This is a genomic window from Mycobacterium sp. SMC-13 (genome assembly GCF_045311035.1).
Lineage (GTDB): Bacteria > Actinomycetota > Actinomycetes > Mycobacteriales > Mycobacteriaceae > Mycobacterium.
Map to the genome: position 1 here is coordinate 1 of NZ_JBJIAI010000012.1, position 17,230 is coordinate 17,230.

Consider the following 17,230-nt stretch of genomic DNA (forward strand, 5'->3'; position numbering starts at 1 on the left):
GAATTCGAAGCAATCATGACCACACCGGCCAGTCAGGCCGCGTGACCGAAACTGTCACCTGATCGTGCAGCAGACCCCAACGCCGGCCAGTGACGGTGGCTTGTGAGTAGCATGCAAGCCCAGCGGAAATCACTGCCGAGATGTAAGTGACGCTTTCGATGTTCACGCTCACGCGGCATCCGCGTTCGCGCACAGCGTGACACTCGTTTTCGTTCATCGAGTGGTGGTTGGTTGCCGTGGCAACGGTGTTCGAGCAAACGGGTGTTCAGTGGTGAGAGCTACTGCAACACTGCGTGTTACAGATGCGTGTTGATTTCTGTGGTGTTATGACGCTCCGAAAGCGGCTCCTATGAAGATTCTCATTGTTGGTCTCAACTACTGGCCCGAAACGACCGGCATCGCGCCGTATACCACGGGTTTGGCAGAGGGATTGGCAGCCAGAGGCCATGACGTGAAGGTGTTGACGGGGTTGCCGCACTATCCAGCGTGGCGGGTCGCCGACGAGTACCGGGGTAGCCGCGGCGAAACAGCCATCATCCGCAATGTCGCGGTCCAACGTGTGCCGCACTACGTGCCTGGCCAGCTGACTCCCGGCGCGCGGGTACGCATGGAATTGTCATTTTCTCGAATGGTCATGGCGAATCATTGGGACCGCCCGAATGTCGTTATCGCGGTGAGTCCCGCGTTGCTGTCCGCGGCCGCTGTTGTCGCCAAGGCACGTGCGGCCCGGATCCCGGCGGGAGTGATCGTCCAGGACATCTATAGCCACGCTGTCGTCGAAACAGCTCAGATGGGTGGCCGTGGAGCCAAGCTCACGACACAACTTGAAGCTGCCGTGCTGCGAAACGCCAATGGTGTCAGTGTGATTCATGACCGGTTCGCTCAGTCGGTACAAAAGTTGGGTATCAGCGGGGAGAAGACTACGGTTATCCGTAACTGGAGTCATGTGGACAACAACGTCACCGCCCATCGTGCTGCCGATATCCGGCGCGAATTCGGCTGGCGCGACGACGACGTCATCGTCATGCACGCGGGGAACATGGGTGTTAAGCAGGGTTTGGAGTCGGTGATATCGGCCGGTCGCCTGGTGCATCAGCAAGCGGCGCACCGGTCGCCCCATTTTGTCCTTGTCGGCGACGGTAATCGTCGGGCGGCGTTGCAGGAGATGGCTTGCGACGTGCCCACGGTGCAGTTCATCCCGCCGGTGTCTGATGAGAAATTTGGCGCGATGTTGAGCGCGGCAGATATCCTGTTGGTCAACGAACTGCCGGGCATTGCCGAGATGGCGGTGCCGAGCAAGCTGACATCGTATTTCGCTGCAGGCAAGCCGGTTCTGGCGGCCACAGCCGCGCGAAGCGCCACGGCATGCGAGGTGAAGTCGTCGTCGGGTGGCGTCGTGGTCAACGGGGGTGATCCCGAGGCTCTGGTACACGGAATCGAGATGCTCGCAGCGGACCCCGCGCTTCGCGCTCAACTCGGCGCGGCCGGCCAGGAGTTCGCCCGCCGCACTCTGCAGCCTGAAGCGGCGATCGATGCATATGAGTCGTGGTGCGGAGCACTGATGAGCGGACCGCGGCGTCACCGGCTCATCAGCGCCGCGGCTGGGTGAGGCGTAGTCCGTTCAACTTACTGCAGTACCACAGGGCATCGGGGAGTTGAATATGTGGAGTTGTCGATGACGCTCTCGACGTTCGCGCTCACGCGACTTCCGAATACGCGCACCCGCGTGCTGAATTCGACTCCACGACAAGTCAATTCACGCGCGGTGTGGCAGCCGTCTCTTGCCCGGCGCGTGCTAGTCACAGATACCGCGACGGTCGTCTTGGCCCTGTTCTTGGCGCAATGGGTCCGATTCGGGCGAGAGAGCCTTAACGCCCCGGTGACCGCGATGTATTTCACGGGTTACTCCGTGCTGTTGGCGGGCATCTGGCTCGGCGCCTTGAGCCTGTATCACGCCCGTTCGGCTCCCATTCTGGGACGAGGGATCGAAGAATATCGCCGAGTCGCTGCGGCGTCCTTCTGGACATTCGGTGCACTCGCGATTGTGTCCTTGCTCACGCGAGCGGAAATTGCGCGGGGTTATCTGGCTTTAGCCTTCCCGCTGGGTACGTGTGGACTGCTGGCAGGACGCCAGTTGTGGCGGCGACAGGTACGCGCCCGCCGACTGGCCGGCGATTGTCAGACTTCGGTTCTCGCGATCGGCGACAGGGAAGCGGTCGCGGTCCTGGCCGGCGCACTCATGAACGATCCCGGTGACGGCTACGTCGTGATCGGTGCCGGTATACCCGGCGACGCGGATGCGCGCGGCGATGTCATCACGATCGGCGACACTGTGATACCGGTTCTCGGTGACGAGAATGACGCGCTTGACGCGCTGGGCGACAACTGTCCTGCCGATACTGTCGCCCTTACCGACGCAGAACATTTCGGTTGCACCGGTATCCAGCGGCTCACCTGGCGTCTCGAGGCATCCGATGTCGACCTAGTAGTGTCTCCAGGGCTGCTCGATGTCGCCGGAGCGCGTCTTGCGATGGCGCCCGTGGCGGGTATGCCCCTGCTGCACGTCGAGAAACCGCAGTACCGCGGTGCCAAGCGTTTCCAGAAGAAGGCTTTTGATTTCGGGTTCGCCCTCGCAGCGTTGATCGGGACGTCGCCGGTCTTCTTGCTTGCCGCGCTTGCCATCAAGATGACGAGTAGGGGCCCGGTGTTCTACCGAGCGGAACGAATTGGCTTGGACGGTAAGCCTTTCACCATGATCAAGTTCCGCAGCATGGTGGTTGACGCAGACGCACGCCTGGAGGAGTACCTGTCATCGAACGAAATCGATGGCGGTGTGATGTTCAAGATGCGACAGGATCCCCGTGTCACATCGGTGGGACGGGTACTGCGTCGCTACAGCATCGACGAACTTCCACAATTCCTCAATGTGCTGAAGCAGGACATGAGCGTCGTCGGGCCCAGGCCACCGCTGCGCCGCGAGGTCGAGACCTACAACGGAGATGTCAGGAGGAAGCTTCTGGTCAAACCGGGAGTGACTGGCCTCTGGCAGATCAGCGGCCGGTCGAACCTCTCCTGGGACAAGTCAGTACGGCTCGATCTGTCATACGTCGACAACTGGTCGATGGTCACCGATCTCGGGATCATCCTCAAGACCATCACCGCCGTGGCACGTGGCGAGGGTGCGTATTGATGCGGCAAGCGGATTCCGCTGGCGCTTAACATCTTCGGAGCTATCGGGTGAGTTCATGGCGATCGGGGTAAACCGGTGAAACCCGCCGGGACACAACCGAGCCTCCACTGTCGAGTGGTACCGCCAGAACCTGCAGCAACTGCGCGCTTGAGTACCGGCTATGTCCGTCGAGCGTGAACACGAGCAGTGCATACGGCACGCGAATGTCCTCACTCAAAACCGGCCAAGACAACCGCAATGACGTTATGGTAAATACCACCAGTGACCACGACGGATGTGCCCTGGGGCCGGCTCTAGCTCCAGGTGCATTCAGGAGGAAGGTAGGGGCTGCATCGGAGGCAGTTAAAGGTGGAGATCCTGATGCGCTGGTTGACCGGGTCAGATTGCTGGCTGCCGATCGCAGGTTATGTGCGCGACAGTGCAGCCCCGAGCAGCAATTCATGCCTGCGAATCTTGGTGCATCGGGATGGCCCGCGGGCGGCGCACACCTCGGATCGCAGCTCGGCTCACGACCGTCACCGCCAGATGGCGCCTGTGAGTCGTTCGGCGGTAGAGGTCATCGATACGCGGGATGAACGATCCCTGGCTGTCGATGACCTTCTATTTCAACGGATTCCATGCCAGCATTTGCTGGACTCAGCACCTGGGGGGCGATGGCCGTGGTTACGATTCACGAACCGACCAAAGTGACCCGACCACCAATAATCGAATCTCTGGTTGGCATTCGTGGTTTCGCCGCGGCGTGGGTGCTGATCGAGCACTTTCGATTTGCAATTTACGGGTTGTTTCCGGGTGTGATGCCACTCGACTGGTGGATTGCAGGCGGCAGCCTTGGCATTGAGATCTTCTTTCCATTGAGCGGCTTCATCATCAGTTACATGTACGCTGAGCGGCTTCGGACCGGTGGCAGTTACGCCGACTATCTGCTCAAACGGTTTGCCCGCATCTACCCGGTGTACATAACGACGTTTCTGGCCATGGCGGCCCTCGTCAGCGCAGCCGCCGTGGCGAAGGTGCAACTGAACTCCGCGACCAACTACACACCGTTTACTTTCTTCGGCAACTTGTTGCTCCTTCAGGCGGCGCCTGGCATCCCGGCATGGAATCCGCCCGCCTGGTCCGTGTCCGCCGAGGCATTGGCCTACGTGACGTTTCCGCTTACCGCCGGGCTGCTGGCACGATTGACACGCGTGCGTTCTGCGTTGTTCGCGACGACCGCGTGGCTCGTTGTTGGCACCGCTGCCATGGTGGCGAATCATTTCGTTAACCCTCTGATGACATCGCCGACGATGGCGCTGCTGCGCATCGCGACCGAATTCGTCGCCGGCGCCATGCTATGGAAGGCCTGGTCGTTGGCGGGCGAACCTCGATCGCTGGGCTGGGATGCCTTGGCCTTCAGCATCGTCGTACTGATCGTCGTGGGTTTATGGCTTCTGCCTCACCGCAGTAGCCTGATGCTGCTGTTGGCCCCGATGGCGGCCTTACTCGTCGTGGCCTGCGCAAGCGCGCGAGGCCCCGTCGCTTGGCTGTTGTCGACGCGACCGGTCGTCTTCGGCGGGAAAATCTCATACTCGCTCTACATGGTGCATTTCGTCGTGTTCGCCGCGGTTAGTAAGGCCTTTCGCTGGGATGCCTATGCCGGAGATTCGCTGGTGACCCGGCTCGGTCTGCTTGGCTTCTACCTCGTCACGTGTTTTGTGCTCGCCATTGCGGCCTACTATCTTGTCGAAGAACCCGCCCGACGAGCGATTGCCCGATTCGTGGAGCGTCGGAGATTGAAGCGGGCGACTCGGCTTTTGCCGGAGGCAGCCACCATTGGCCGTGACCTATAACCGCTCATTGGGGCGCACCGTGACTCTTGTCCATTGCGTCCGTCGCGGCAAATTCGACAAGTTATCGAGTTCTTTGTTTGCTGCGTGTAACGAAGCCGGCAAGCGTTCCGGCCGGAGGGATGGCCCTGAGTGGGAACGTGAATCTCGGACTTTCCTGAGCGGTGGTCCGGTATTTCTGCTAGGAATTCCTGATGTGCCTTGGGATCGGAAGAATAGATGAATCGTATTGATCACTACCGCAAAAAGATACGCGCTGCGCGGGCCAATGGATCATTGACGACGCGGACCAGACGCTTTCTGGTGATCAGCGTCATGCGCCCGATTGAGACGCTAGTGGGGTACGCCCGGCTGTCACGCGAAGATCAGCGACTGAACGTCGGCGACGGATTTGCCGACCACCGTGGCAATCCGCGCGAACACCGCGCCGATCCGGACCACCTCAAGCGAATAGTGGCGGCCTACAGGGCGGCGAAGTCTGCACAGGGTGACGCGGATGAACCATTCGCGGTGCGAGGTATTTGGGCCGAATGGATATCCGTTCACTACGAGAAGCTCATAGAGGCACTTCAGGATGACGATCTGGGTGCACTCAGTGAGCTCCTCGAAAATGTCTTCCGAGAACGTTGCACGGCCGGCATCGGCGGTTACGACACTTACGTCCGCTATCGGTCGCCGCTAGGGCCTATGTACATCAAGTACGTTTGGTCGCGATATCGAAACATGTTGGCGAACTTGGGATTCGATCCGCAGAACGTTGAATTCCCCAACATCGGCAACCAGGTGGGCGTCCTGGTTGGTGACCGTGTGATCTCGATTGACACGCTTCGTCACGCCTACCACGCCGTGGAAATGCGTGATCTGCTGACAGATGTGAGTAACGCAGTCTGCGTAGAGATTGGCGCAGGCGTCGGCGGGCAGCCCTACCAAGCCGTTCGGATAGGTGGCGATTCGATAGCGAAGTACCTTGTGTTCGACATCCCCGAGGTCGCAGTGCTAAGCGGGTACTTCCTGCTCGCTGCACTGCCGGACCGCCGGGTGCGCCTGTACGGCGAGGGACCGGTATCTGTCGCTGAGGACGAAGAGTACGATATCGCCGTTTTTCCACATTTCGCCGTCAGTCAATTACCGGATTCGTCGATTGACCTGTTCTACAATTCGTGCAGCTTTTCGGAGATGGATGGGACGTCGTCGCGCGCATATCTATCCGTGATCGAACGCACGTGCCGCAAGTACTTTCTCCATGACAATCACGACATCGTGTTTACATTCACGAATCCGGACGGCTCCACTTCGACGAACATTATCGGATCTGAACTTGTACCGAACCCAGCTAAATTCAAACGAGTATTCAAGAAACCACGAGTACACGGCTTACCAGAAGATCGTGCCTTCACCCAGTACCAGTATCTTTACCAAAGAATCGCGACGTGAAGCCGTACCGTATCTGCTGCTTAATCTCGCTCTGCCAGCGCGGTCGATGATAAGAGGAGTAAATCAATGGATAACAACTCACTTATTCGCAGATTTTACCCCGAGTCTAGAATAAGTGGATTCAGTCATGTCGATGGCACCGTGGCGTTCTTTACTCAGATCGCATCGGTCCTGCGCCCTACCGATAACGTGCTAGATTTCGGGGCCGGCCGAGGAGAACTTCTGGTCGATGACGATAACGACTTCCGACGGGGTCTTGCCACCTTCAAAGGACGATGCGCACACGTTGAGGGATGCGATGTCGATAGGGCTGTGCTCGACAATCCGTACCTGGACCACGCCGAAGTCGTGGAACCCGGCGCCGACCTGCCGTACCCGAATGATTGGTTCGACGTCGTCGTCTCGCGATACGTCTTCGAACACATCGACAATCCCGAACATGTCGCCAGGGAATTGCTGCGTGTTGTGAAACCGGGCGGTCTAATAGCCGCCACGACGCCAAACCGCTACGGCTACATTGCAATCGGCGCGACGCTGATGCCCAATCGCACGCATGTCAGAGCTCTTACCAGTATCCAGCCATGGCGAAAGGCCGAAGACGTCTTTCCCACCCGGTACCGCATGAATACGTCACGAGCACTTCACAAGCTGTTCGCCGAGAATGCAGCCGTCACCGTGACCTCCTGGTCGGCCGAACCGGCGTACCACCTCGGGAATCCAGTCGTTTATGCGGCCATCAAATGGTTGAACAAACACCTTCCTGCGGCACTTCAGCCGACGCTGCACGTCTACATCACAAAGACGATGTAGCGGCCTTGAACACCGCTCCCCGCGAACGCCGTCGGTGTCACCTGGAACATGCCTGAGGTCGCGCCTCAACGGTGCTAGCTTGCTGTAGCGTCGCGGCATGCGAACACTTGTCACGGGTGCATCTGGATTCATCGGGACCAATATCGTAGAGGCCTTCCTGCAGCAAGGGCGTCCCGTGCTCGGTATCGACATCGCGGCGCCCAAGATTGACACACATCGCGACGTCTACCGAAACGTCGACATCATGGATAGCAATGCTCTTGGCAGGGTGTTCGATGATTTTCGCCCCGAAGCGGTTCTGCATTTCGCTGCCCACGCCGAGCTAGAAGAACGCAAAGGCTTAGCGCACTTTGATGCGAACATCGCCGGCGTCCAGAACGTCATCAATGCGGTGCGAGTCACAGGAGGGGTGAAACGTAGCATTTTTGCGTCCACCCGCTTGGTGTTCGATATCGGCTACGTGCCTCGGAGTGAGACCGATTACCACGCGTCTACTCTTTACGGTGTTAGCAAGGCCAAAGGCGAAGACCTTGTGCGCGCCGCGAGCGATGACCTAGGTACATGGACCATTGTTAGGCCGACGGGTATATGGGGGCCCTGGTTCGGCGAGCCCTACCGTAATTTCTTCGAAATGGTCGAACGGGGGTGGTACGTGAATCCATCCAGGCGTCCAGCGTTTAAGGGTTACGGCTACGTGGAAAACTCCGTATACCAGTTACAGAAGATGTTAGAGGCCCCGAAAGAGAACGTGCATGGTGAGACTTTCTGGCTTGCGGACTACGAGCCGGTGCTCGTCGCCGATTGGGCGGCGCGCATCGCGGATGAGTGGGGATCAGGACCGATTCGCGACGTACCGTTCCCCTTGCTGCGTGCCGCCAGTGTCCTAGGGGATGGGCTGGCGAGAATCGGAGTCCGCTTCCCCATGACGAGTTTCCGGCTGAATAACCTCACGACGGACATGACCTTCGACATGTCCGCCACGGAGGCGGTGGCGGGCCCGCTCCCGTTCTCGCTCGAGGAGGGAACGAGCAGAACGATCGATTGGCTTCGATCGCAGCGGTGATAGTAGAGGGAAATCAGCCCCGGCCAGGACGGCTGGCGAGTTGGCTGATAAGCGATTCGCGCTGAGCCGTCGATATGGCGCACTGATTCCGCATCCATTCTTTGATGGCGGCTGCCCGGCCCGCTCGCGCTTCCTCCGTCCAGCTTTCGCTGTTCAGATAGGTGAGGACGCATTCGGCGAAAGGACCGTCGCGCTCGCATACTGCGCCGCCGAACTCGGGGACGATTTCGGCAATCAAGCCCCGATCGGTTGCGATCACCGCTGTGCCTGCCGCAAGCGCCTCGTAGATGACGAGAGGAGCGGCCTCCTGCTTGAAGGCGGTAGGGAAGACGAAGAGATCGATATTGCGATAGAAGTCGAGCTTGGCTTGGCCGGCGAGTTCCCCCCGATACCGCACCGCTTCGCCGTGCTCCGCCACCAATGCATCGATTCTCTCTTGTACTGCCTGCTCGAGAATCGGCCCCGCTAGCTCGAGAGTGGCGTCGAAGCCCGCCGCGCGCACTGCATCGAATGTGTCTGCGGCGACGAAGAATCCCTTATCAGCACAGAGGTTGCTCAAGTGACCGATCCGTATTGGACCGCCGAGTCGGGGCCCCGATGAGCGCACGGCTTCCGCGGTCACGAATCCCGCATTCGTCACAACGCGAAACGCAATGTCTCCGTACTGACGTCGAAATGCTTCTGCCATTCCGTCGGTGAGGAATACATGAGTCGCAATGTCCCTCGCGACTGTCGTCACTGCCGCGATCGCGCTGTCGTACTCCTCGATATAGCGGCAGGAGTGGTGATGAATGACGACAGCGCCGAATCGTCGGGCTGCGGCGGTCATGTGTGCGCGGGTGTACCAAGCACCCAGTCCGGCATCCGGAACGATGTACAACGTCGTGTCGCGGGTTGCCAACTTACGCGCACGAATGAGGCCGAGCATGTTCCGCAACGCTCGCCGGGCGTGGTACGCCAGTCCGCGGCTGTGCGCCAAGGACGGACCAGCTAGATCCACTCGCGCTACCCCCGCGCCAACGGCCATCAAGTCGTCGTGTACACGCGCATTGATGAGTGCTGCTCCACCGACGGGGGGCGGGAAAGCACCCATCATCACTACCTGAACATGGCTCATGAGTCTGCTTACGGTTCGACGAGGGGGCTGCGTCATGACACGGCCGGGCGGGCTGCCCGGTGTTGATCACTGTGCCGACCGCACCTTACCGCCGATTCCGGCCTGCGGCCGCGGAAACCGCGGCGATTCTCGTACCACCCGTCGTGCTAACCCGTATGTTGGCTTCTGCGAGGGCAGGACTGGCCTCGACGGCATAGACAGAAAGACACCCATGCGCTTCGGGACCCACCCAATAGACTGTGGGGCATCGCCACACTGTGCGCGTTGTTTAACCGGCATCTCGTGTGCCACAACGTCGGTCTGGAACGTTCGATGAGTTCGGCGAGCGGGGTGAGCGGCAGAATCCGGGAGGCAGCCCGCAAGGCGCGCAAGCTCGGCGCCCTATCGTCGCAGGCGGAATGGCGACGCGGCCTTCGGTCTGCCGTTGCCGCCACGGTTGAGCACGATGCTCTGCCCTTACGCCGTGACACGCGAACGGTGTTAGACGTGGGCGCGAATCGCGGACAGTTCGCGCTGTACTCCCTGTCAAGGTTTCCCCGTGCGAAAATCCTTGCGTTCGAGCCGCTCCCCGACGCCAGGCGAGACATGGTGAAGCTCTTTGGCGGAACGGATCGGGTGGAAGTATCTGAGTTCGCGCTCGGTGACGCCGAGAGCGAGATCGACATCCACGTCAGTGCTCGGGCCGACTCTTCCTCGCTCCTTCCTATCGGTGGACTCCAAGTCGAAATGTTTCCCGGTACAGAGGAAGTCGGCACTATCCGTGCCTCGGTGCGGACGCTCGACAGTGTTCTCGCCGCCCGTGAGCTGGCTCGCCCGGCATTGCTGAAAATCGATGTACAAGGGTATGAGCTACCGGTACTTCACGGCGCAGAGAACACCCTTCGATCCCTCGATCAGGTACTCGTCGAGGCCTCATTCGTGGAGTTGTACGAGGGCCAGGCGCTCTTTCCGGAGGTCTCGCAATATCTCGAGGGTCGCGGGTTCCGCCTGATATCTGGCCGGATATCCACAACGGATGGGTCTGGGCGCTGGCTGCAGGGTGATTTTCTTTACGAGCGCGTGTAATCCGACGAGAGTGTTCGACGGGAGTTTCGGTGCAAGGCCGTGGATTGCAGCACTGGGCCATGATGTTGCGCGATGAGTGAGGGCCGAGCGCGAATATTCTCGAAGTTCGACGTTGTCTGCGCCATCGTCTGCATTGTGGTCGTGGTCGGGGTATCGGGCGTGGTCGATACCAGCAGTCGGCTGCGGAACCGGGACACCGCACTGCCATTCGACGAATTAACTCAACAGGTCCTCAAAGCCTCGGACAAGAAAGTGTTCGCGGTGTATACGCCGGTCTTCCCCTTGTCGTTCGACAATCTCGACAGCGGTGTCGACTACTACACCGAGCAGTATCTGAACCTCAATGGTGAGAACAGTAATTACGCTCCCGAGGGCGCGCTGCTCCGGGAACGGCCGCTGCCTCGGGCCATCGACCCGTCTCCGGACTGGCAACTCAACGACATGAGGACCGAAGTCGAACGGGCGTCCAACGCTGGACTCGACGGATTCATTTACGACCTGCTCACGACAGATGGTGTTCTTTGGGACAGGCTGCACCTTCTTCTCGAGGCGGCGAAACTGGCCGACCCAAAATTCAAAATCATGTTGATGCCCGATGTGGGTGCCGGTCACCCGTCAACGGAAGATGTCGATAGACTGACCGCCAAGATCGCAAGTATCGCGAATGACGCGGCTCTGTTCAGGCTCCCCGATGGCCGGTTGGTCGTCTCCCCTTTCGCGCCCGAGATTCAAGGTGTGAACTGGTGGCAAAATTTCATCACGATTCTCGAGAGCGTATACCGCATTCCGGTCGCGTTTGTGCCGACGTTTCTGGACTACAAGGCCAATGCTACGGCTTTTGCTCCGCTAAGTTTTGGAATGTCGAATTGGGGTCCTCGCAGCAGCGCGGGTGGAAACCCCGGCATGAGGGCATCCGAGTTGGGTGGATTCCGCGACGACGCGCATAACAAGGGCAAAATCTGGATGCAGCCCGTTGCTGTCCAGGACAATCGCCCGAGCGCAGGGATCTACTGGGAGGCGAACAACACGGACAACCTTCGCGACACTTGGTCGGCAGCGATCGAGGGTGCGGACTGGGTCCAGATCGCGACGTGGAACGATTACACCGAGAATACCCAGATCAGCCCGTCCACCCATATCGGATGGAGCCCACTCGATATCAACTCGTACTACTTGACCCAATTCAAGCAAGGGTTTGCGCCATCTATAGTCCGAGATGTCCTCTACGTGTCGCACAGAGTGCAGCCGTTCGGCTTGATCCCGACGAACCAGACAAAGGTCATGACCCTAGGCCCGTTCTCGGCACCGGCGCGGGACGCCTTCGAGATCCTGTCCTTTCTGAAGGAGCCAGCGACAATAACCGTGGCTGTTGGCGACAATCATTACAGCTATGACGCGCCTGCCGGCGTCAGCGCGAGAACATTCCCCCTCGCATTCGGACACATCAACGCGCAGGCGCGCGTCGGTGACCGCGTGATAGCGCACGTCGTGAGTAAATTCCCCGTCGGGTCCAGGCGCGCGACTCAAGATCTTCAGTATTACTTCACCAGTAGTAGTCGAGATCATCCGGAACCTCCGGCGCATGTGCCTTGACTTTTGTTGGCGATGTTGTCAAGTGCCGGCGAGGGCGGTCGCGGTAACCCGCGCGCCGCAGATTCCAGAAAAAACCGACAACGGGATTGCTAGACTCCCGTGGAAACGTCATCCAAAGGGGGTCACGTGAGCTTGGCCTGCGGCCACGGCCATTGGCGTACTTGTAGCGATGATCGGGCTGCTTGGCGTCGTTCCGGTGGAGGCCACGGCTAGTGGTGCAGACTCCCGCAGCCGACCTCGTTAACCGCGGGAGTGGCTCTGCGGCAGATGGCTCCGACGGAGCTCAACAAACCGTCGGTTCGTGGACTCTGGCAGTATGGGGCGGCGTCGGAATGGTCGTTCTGTTGCCATTGATTCTGTCCGTAGTGACGCCGACTCCAGTCGGTTCATCGTGGCTTCTCGCATTGGTCGTCACCACCATCGCCGGCACCAGGTATATGTGGATCGTGGCCATGGGGCTACGGCGTCTGTACGAACTTACTTTTTGGGTGTTCGTCTATGTGTTTCTCGGCCTTGCCCCGCTAGTGCAACTGAGGACGCAGAGAACTCCGGGAACTGCCCCGCGGATCGACACCACGCTCAATCAGCCGGCAATGTTGCTCGTCATCTTGGGGATCGTCGTAACGCTGGCCGGACTCTCGGTTTCATTCGAGGGACGCGGCTCTCGGAGATTGGGCTTCACAGTTGACGGCGTGCATCCGCTGCGTACCATATTGTTTGCGCTATTCGCCTTAGTCGTGTGCGCTTATTACGTGGCCAAGGTTGGCCTCGGTACCTTCTTCACGAGTCGCTATGAGTGGCTCGACGCCGTGGCTGCGGTATGGGGCCAGGGTAGCTTCGCGCCGTTGGCCACACCACTGATCGCCGGCGGCGGTCTTCTTGTCGCGTTCATTGCGCTGATCAAGTGCAGGATGCAGGCCCAGCATCGGGGATGGCCGATATTGCTCCTGACGGTATGTGTCGCATTGTGCCTCGCGTTGACAATGCTGAATCCGTTCACTAGTCCGAGAACCTACTTTGGCGTAGCCGCGATGGCGATAGCTGCTGTATTCGGCGTGTTCGCTAGCCAGAAGCTCTTCCGCGTTACCGCAGTAATCTGGGTTCTTGCACTCATTTTCGTTTTCCCGCTTGCGGACTATTTTAGGACGCCGGATCCGGCCTTCAAATCCAGCACTCCGATCGAAGGTCTGATCACTCCGGATTTCTCGAGCTTCGCCGAAATCAATAACACTTTGCTTTACGTCAATAGATATGGAATCACCGATGGCAGGCAAGCCGCGGGCGTTGTGCTGTTCTGGTACCCGCGGAGATTTTGGCCCGATAAGCCGGTTGACACGACTGAACTCGTAGCTGCCAGTCGCGGATATACTTTCCAGAATCTTGGCGCACCCATCTGGTCGGAGTTATACATAAACGGTGGTTGGGCTCTGCTCGTCGTAGGGATGTTCATCCTGGGCGTGGCCATGCGATCTCTGGACAACCGGATTGAGATTAGCCTTCGCCGCGCTCGCGCACCCGGTGTGCTCGGCTGTATAGCACCCTTTTACTTCGGATTGCTGATCAGGGGCTCGTTACTCCAAGCGATGGGTTTTCTTTTCGTGCTGATCGCTTGTTCGGCCTTCGTGACCCGCTGGAGAAGGAGTGGCGTGCGGTGATTATTCAGCAGCGGAGAAAGCGGGCATTGCCCCTTCTGGTTATTGTGGCATTAGCTGTGGTGGTCGTGTTAGGTGTGTTGAATTGGGTCAAGTTGTCGCGAGCTGGCCATTCCGTTTCAGCGTTACATCGCGCGACAGACCGCACGGACATCCAGGCGCCAATGGAGACCTCGTCATGGCGGACTGCGCTGTTTGTCGGAGATGACTTCCTAGCGTGGGGGCGAGGGTACTACACATATCCTTATGTCGTGTGCGACACATTCAAATTGAATTGCAATGTCGATGCCCAAACTGGCACTGGATTTCTCAGCAATGGGCAGAATTACTCGAGCGCGAATCGGCCTTTGATCGACCGACTGCCGACAGACAAAGAAGTGTACAACGCCCCAGATATCGTCATAGTCGACGCGGGTCGAAATGATATTCCGGCCGAACCGGAGGTATTCGGCGGCGCGGTCGAATCGTACCTACGTGAGGTGAAACAATCCTGGCCCCAAGCCGAGATCGTGGTGATCGCTCCCTGGGTCATGGCGCCGGAACAGGATCCGACCTACGCCGCGACGGCATCCATCATCTGTGAGCGTACTGAAGTCGTTGGTGCCATGTGTATTGACCCGGTTGCTGAGGGATGGTTCACCGGTGTCGACGTATCTACGTCGTCCATGGACGACAATCGCCATCCGAATCAGTCCGGCCACACTTTCGTTGGCAGAAAGCTTGCTGAGTTCCTGCAATCGCATGGACGCATGGCTGGGGAGGCACCGCCGCAATGACTCCTTGGTCGTATGCCCTCTGGATGCTCAGGAACTGGGCGGTGATCGCGATCTTTACGTTGGTCGGCGTTGCGGTCGCCCTTGCGCTTTCGCTTTCTGCTAGGACAATGTTCACCGCCACATCGGAGTTGTTCTTGTCCACCCCGCGATTCGGTAATATCAGCCTTCCGCCAGACAGCCCCTTTCTCGCAGACGGCTTCGCACAGCAACGGGCTCGCAGCTATGTGCGGCTAGCGTCACGCGTCGATCTCGCTCGTCGTGTGGTGCAGAAGCTGGGGATCGATCTTGCGCCGGAGAAACTGGCCGCTGCCACTACCGCTTGGACTCCGCCGGATACGGTGATGATCGACCTTGCAGTGAGCGCGAGTTCGCCGGAAGACGCGAAAATTCTCACCGACGCCGTTACCGCCGAGCTGGCGGCCGACATTCGTTCTCTCGAGAGTCGTTCGGGACAGGTCATTCCCGTCGTGGAGCCTGTCGTGACCAACTCGGCGCAGACCCCGTCGAAGCCGAGTTCGCCCAACATCATCGTCTACCTGCTGTTCGGCACCTCGATGGGTTTCCTGGCGGGAGTGACTGCTGCGGCGTTCCTTCATTGGCGGCGGCTCGACACCAATGAGCTCGAACGGATCACACGCAGGCCCGTCCTGGGCGTGGTCGTCGTTGATCAGGGTTCCTCGGGTTCGCGTTCGGTGGACCCGTCTCCGACGAACAGCGCAAAATGGCAATGGACCGACGTATTGCGGAAACTGGCAGTCGAAACGGACCGGGCCGGCGATCGAGTTCTCGCCGTCACCTCCGAGAATGGTTCCGAGACAAGCTCTTTCGTGGCGGCGGGCTTAGCGTCCGCGTGCGCGAGGGCCGGTTCGCGGGCCGTCTTGGTGTTGGGTCGGCCGCTTGCGGGTGAGGAGTCGGGCAACAACCCCACACCGACGCGGTCGGTACACAGTAAGTCTTCAGAGATCGGGCTCGCGGACTTGATCGTTGGTACGTCTCCGGTAGACGACGCACTTTTACGCACGGACAATGACAATCTGTACTGTCTTCCCCGAGCCGACCTTGACAGTGTCGCCCCGATCGTGGCGTCCGAGCGATTTCAGACGATCGTTGGCGAACTGCGGGAGTCCTTCGATGTCGTCATTCTCGACGTACCACGATTGTTCGAGCTGATCCCGTGCACGCCGATATCAGGCTGCATTGACTCGGTTGTTCTCGTCGTACCTGAGACGGCATTGGCCAAGGGTGATATCGAATCCGGGCTGCGCGTCCTGCGGGACAAGAAGGTCAGACTGCTCGGATCGATATCGATCGCGAATTCGTTCAGAAGCGTTCACGCGCTCGATAGTGCTTCTGCTTTTCAATCACGTGAAGGGACCGGTCGGTGAAGGTGCGAGGACTTGCGCGACGGTGGTGGCCGATCGGCCTACTGGCAGTGATCGGTTTGGCCGGTGGCCTCGCTTTGGCGGCAGCGACACCGAAGGCCTATACAGCGACCGCGACCCTTTTCGTCGGGTCGGCGGTGAGTCCCGACTCTGCGGCCGCGTACAACCTCGATTTGTTCTCACAACAGCGCACATTGACGTATTCGCGGCTCATCCAGAATCGCGATATCGCGACCAGAACGATCAAGGACCTCGGTCTGGACATGTCGCCCGAGGAGTTGTCGGCCAAGATCTCCGCTACGCCGGTGCCCAAGACGGTTCTCATGAGGCTGTCGGCGACAGCTCGCACACCGTCGGGTGCAAGCGATATCGCGAATATGTTCACGAACGAGTTCGCGCTATACGTGAGTCAGCTGGAAACACCCAAGGGGGCGAAGTACCCGAGTGCGGTCGTCACCGTTGTCGAGAGGGCAGCGCCGCCGACGTCACCCACATCGCCGAATGCCACGCTGTACGGTCTCGCCGGTCTTGGGGTAGGTGTAGTCCTGGGCTTACTGGTCTCCTATGTGCTGCGATTCCTCGATCGTGGCGTACGAACTTCGAAAGAAGTCTCCGACGTGCTCAAGTCACCGGTCCTAGCCGAACTACCTCGTGAACCAAGTTCTGGCAACCGAAAGTTGAACGTCGCTGACACAGAAGCCACCGCGTACGGGGAGGCGATTCGCAAACTGCGGGCCAAACTCCTCTACGCGACCGTTGACTCGCCGCCGCGCGCGATCGCTCTTGTAGCGGCTGAGTCGACCATGGCGACCACAGCCACCGCAGCCAACCTGGCGGTAGTCATGGACCGAGTCGGACGCCAGGTGGTCCTTGTCGAAGGCGATATGCGCGAACCGCGCCTCGGCGGTTATCTCGGTGAGCTCACTTCGACCCGTTCCAGTGCCGGCAGCGAGGGCAGTAGTCTTTGCGCGGTGCTGACCGGTGACGTGTCCACGGCTGATGCACTGCTTCAGATTCCTGATACGGGTGTCGATGTGCTCTTGGCGGGAGCGCCGTCGAATTCGGGGAGCGACGCGCTGGCAACGGACGCACTGGCAAAACTGTTCACCGAGTTGCGAAGTAGCCACGACGTCGTGCTCTGCGATACTCCGGGGCTACTCAGTGTCGTGGATGCGATTGACATCGGGCGCGTATGTGATGGGGTCCTGTTTGTCGTGCCGCAGGGCAAAATACAAAAGGAACAGCTGTCCGCGGCCGCAGACGCCTTGCGTAGCGTCGGCGTTAACGTGATCGGAGCCGTGCTGACCGATGTGCGGTGA

At 59.4% G+C, this 17,230-nt stretch carries 13 protein-coding genes; 12 read left to right on the forward strand and 1 reads right to left on the reverse strand.

Features of this window, described 5'->3' with window-relative positions:
• The first annotated feature begins 349 nt into the window (after positions 1–349).
• From ACJH6I_RS18310 to ACJH6I_RS18335, 6 genes are all read left to right on the forward strand, one after another.
• Positions 350–1,609 (forward strand): WcaI family glycosyltransferase, encoded by a 1,260-nt coding sequence (locus ACJH6I_RS18310; RefSeq protein ID WP_135357711.1) that lies wholly within the window; start codon positions 350–352, stop codon positions 1,607–1,609.
• A 66-nt stretch (positions 1,610–1,675) separates the two neighbouring features.
• Positions 1,676–3,190 (forward strand): sugar transferase, encoded by a 1,515-nt coding sequence (locus tag ACJH6I_RS18315; protein WP_406784357.1) that lies wholly within the window; start codon positions 1,676–1,678, stop codon positions 3,188–3,190.
• 617 nt (positions 3,191–3,807) lie between these two features.
• Entirely contained in the window at positions 3,808–5,022 is a 1,215-nt protein-coding gene (locus ACJH6I_RS18320) for an acyltransferase family protein (protein ID WP_406784358.1), read from the forward strand.
• 216 nt (positions 5,023–5,238) lie between these two features.
• A complete protein-coding gene (locus ACJH6I_RS18325; protein WP_135357708.1) occupies positions 5,239–6,453 on the forward strand; it encodes a putative sugar O-methyltransferase in 1,215 nt (404 codons plus the stop codon).
• A 66-nt stretch (positions 6,454–6,519) separates the two neighbouring features.
• On the forward strand, positions 6,520–7,263 hold the full coding sequence (locus ACJH6I_RS18330) for a methyltransferase domain-containing protein (protein WP_406784359.1): 744 nt from the start codon (positions 6,520–6,522) through the stop codon (positions 7,261–7,263).
• Between the two features lie 97 nt (positions 7,264–7,360).
• Entirely contained in the window at positions 7,361–8,326 is a 966-nt protein-coding gene (locus ACJH6I_RS18335) for an NAD(P)-dependent oxidoreductase (protein WP_135357706.1), read from the forward strand.
• 13 nt (positions 8,327–8,339) lie between these two features.
• Here ACJH6I_RS18335 and ACJH6I_RS18340 read toward each other — a convergent pair whose 3' ends face one another.
• The gene (locus ACJH6I_RS18340; protein ID WP_406784360.1) at positions 8,340–9,254 is read right to left on the reverse strand and encodes a glycosyltransferase family 4 protein; all 915 of its coding nucleotides are present in this window, start codon (positions 9,252–9,254) and stop codon (positions 8,340–8,342) included.
• A gap of 453 nt (positions 9,255–9,707) precedes the next feature.
• On the opposite strand from ACJH6I_RS18340, the gene ACJH6I_RS18345 reads away from it, so the two are divergent.
• From ACJH6I_RS18345 to ACJH6I_RS18370, 6 genes are all read left to right on the forward strand, one after another.
• Positions 9,708–10,508, forward strand: a complete 801-nt coding sequence (locus tag ACJH6I_RS18345) for an FkbM family methyltransferase (protein WP_209841184.1) — start codon at positions 9,708–9,710, stop codon at positions 10,506–10,508.
• Positions 10,509–10,580: 72 nt separating this feature from the next.
• Positions 10,581–12,101 (forward strand): glycoside hydrolase family 71 protein, encoded by a 1,521-nt coding sequence (locus ACJH6I_RS18350; protein ID WP_406784361.1) that lies wholly within the window; start codon positions 10,581–10,583, stop codon positions 12,099–12,101.
• A 332-nt stretch (positions 12,102–12,433) separates the two neighbouring features.
• Positions 12,434–13,756 (forward strand): oligosaccharide repeat unit polymerase, encoded by a 1,323-nt coding sequence (locus tag ACJH6I_RS18355; protein ID WP_406784362.1) that lies wholly within the window; start codon positions 12,434–12,436, stop codon positions 13,754–13,756.
• Positions 13,753–14,529 carry an SGNH/GDSL hydrolase family protein gene (locus tag ACJH6I_RS18360; RefSeq protein ID WP_406784363.1) on the forward strand — a complete coding sequence of 259 codons (777 nt, stop codon included), beginning with the start codon at positions 13,753–13,755 and terminating at the stop codon, positions 14,527–14,529. The genes ACJH6I_RS18355 and ACJH6I_RS18360 overlap by 4 nt, the downstream gene beginning before the upstream one ends.
• Before the next feature lie 23 nt (positions 14,530–14,552).
• On the forward strand, positions 14,553–15,914 hold the full coding sequence (locus tag ACJH6I_RS18365; protein ID WP_135356787.1) for a hypothetical protein: 1,362 nt from the start codon (positions 14,553–14,555) through the stop codon (positions 15,912–15,914).
• Entirely contained in the window at positions 15,911–17,230 is a 1,320-nt protein-coding gene (locus ACJH6I_RS18370; RefSeq protein ID WP_406784364.1) for a Wzz/FepE/Etk N-terminal domain-containing protein, read from the forward strand. The genes ACJH6I_RS18365 and ACJH6I_RS18370 overlap by 4 nt, the downstream gene beginning before the upstream one ends.

What these genes read in the sequence shown, in the direction of transcription:
- ACJH6I_RS18310 (WP_135357711.1), top strand. Translation starts at nt 350, where the DNA reads ATGAAGATTCTCATTGTTGGTCTCAACTACTGGCCCGAAACGACCGGC.
- ACJH6I_RS18315 (WP_406784357.1), top strand. Translation starts at nt 1,676, where the DNA reads ATGACGCTCTCGACGTTCGCGCTCACGCGACTTCCGAATACGCGCACC.
- ACJH6I_RS18320 (WP_406784358.1), top strand. Translation starts at nt 3,808, where the DNA reads ATGCCAGCATTTGCTGGACTCAGCACCTGGGGGGCGATGGCCGTGGTT.
- ACJH6I_RS18325 (WP_135357708.1), top strand. Translation starts at nt 5,239, where the DNA reads ATGAATCGTATTGATCACTACCGCAAAAAGATACGCGCTGCGCGGGCC.
- ACJH6I_RS18330 (WP_406784359.1), top strand. Translation starts at nt 6,520, where the DNA reads ATGGATAACAACTCACTTATTCGCAGATTTTACCCCGAGTCTAGAATA.
- ACJH6I_RS18335 (WP_135357706.1), top strand. Translation starts at nt 7,361, where the DNA reads ATGCGAACACTTGTCACGGGTGCATCTGGATTCATCGGGACCAATATC.
- ACJH6I_RS18340 (WP_406784360.1), bottom strand. Translation starts at nt 9,254, where the DNA reads ATGCTCGGCCTCATTCGTGCGCGTAAGTTGGCAACCCGCGACACGACG.
- ACJH6I_RS18350 (WP_406784361.1), top strand. Translation starts at nt 10,581, where the DNA reads ATGAGTGAGGGCCGAGCGCGAATATTCTCGAAGTTCGACGTTGTCTGC.
- ACJH6I_RS18355 (WP_406784362.1), top strand. Translation starts at nt 12,434, where the DNA reads ATGGTCGTTCTGTTGCCATTGATTCTGTCCGTAGTGACGCCGACTCCA.
- ACJH6I_RS18365 (WP_135356787.1), top strand. Translation starts at nt 14,553, where the DNA reads ATGCTCAGGAACTGGGCGGTGATCGCGATCTTTACGTTGGTCGGCGTT.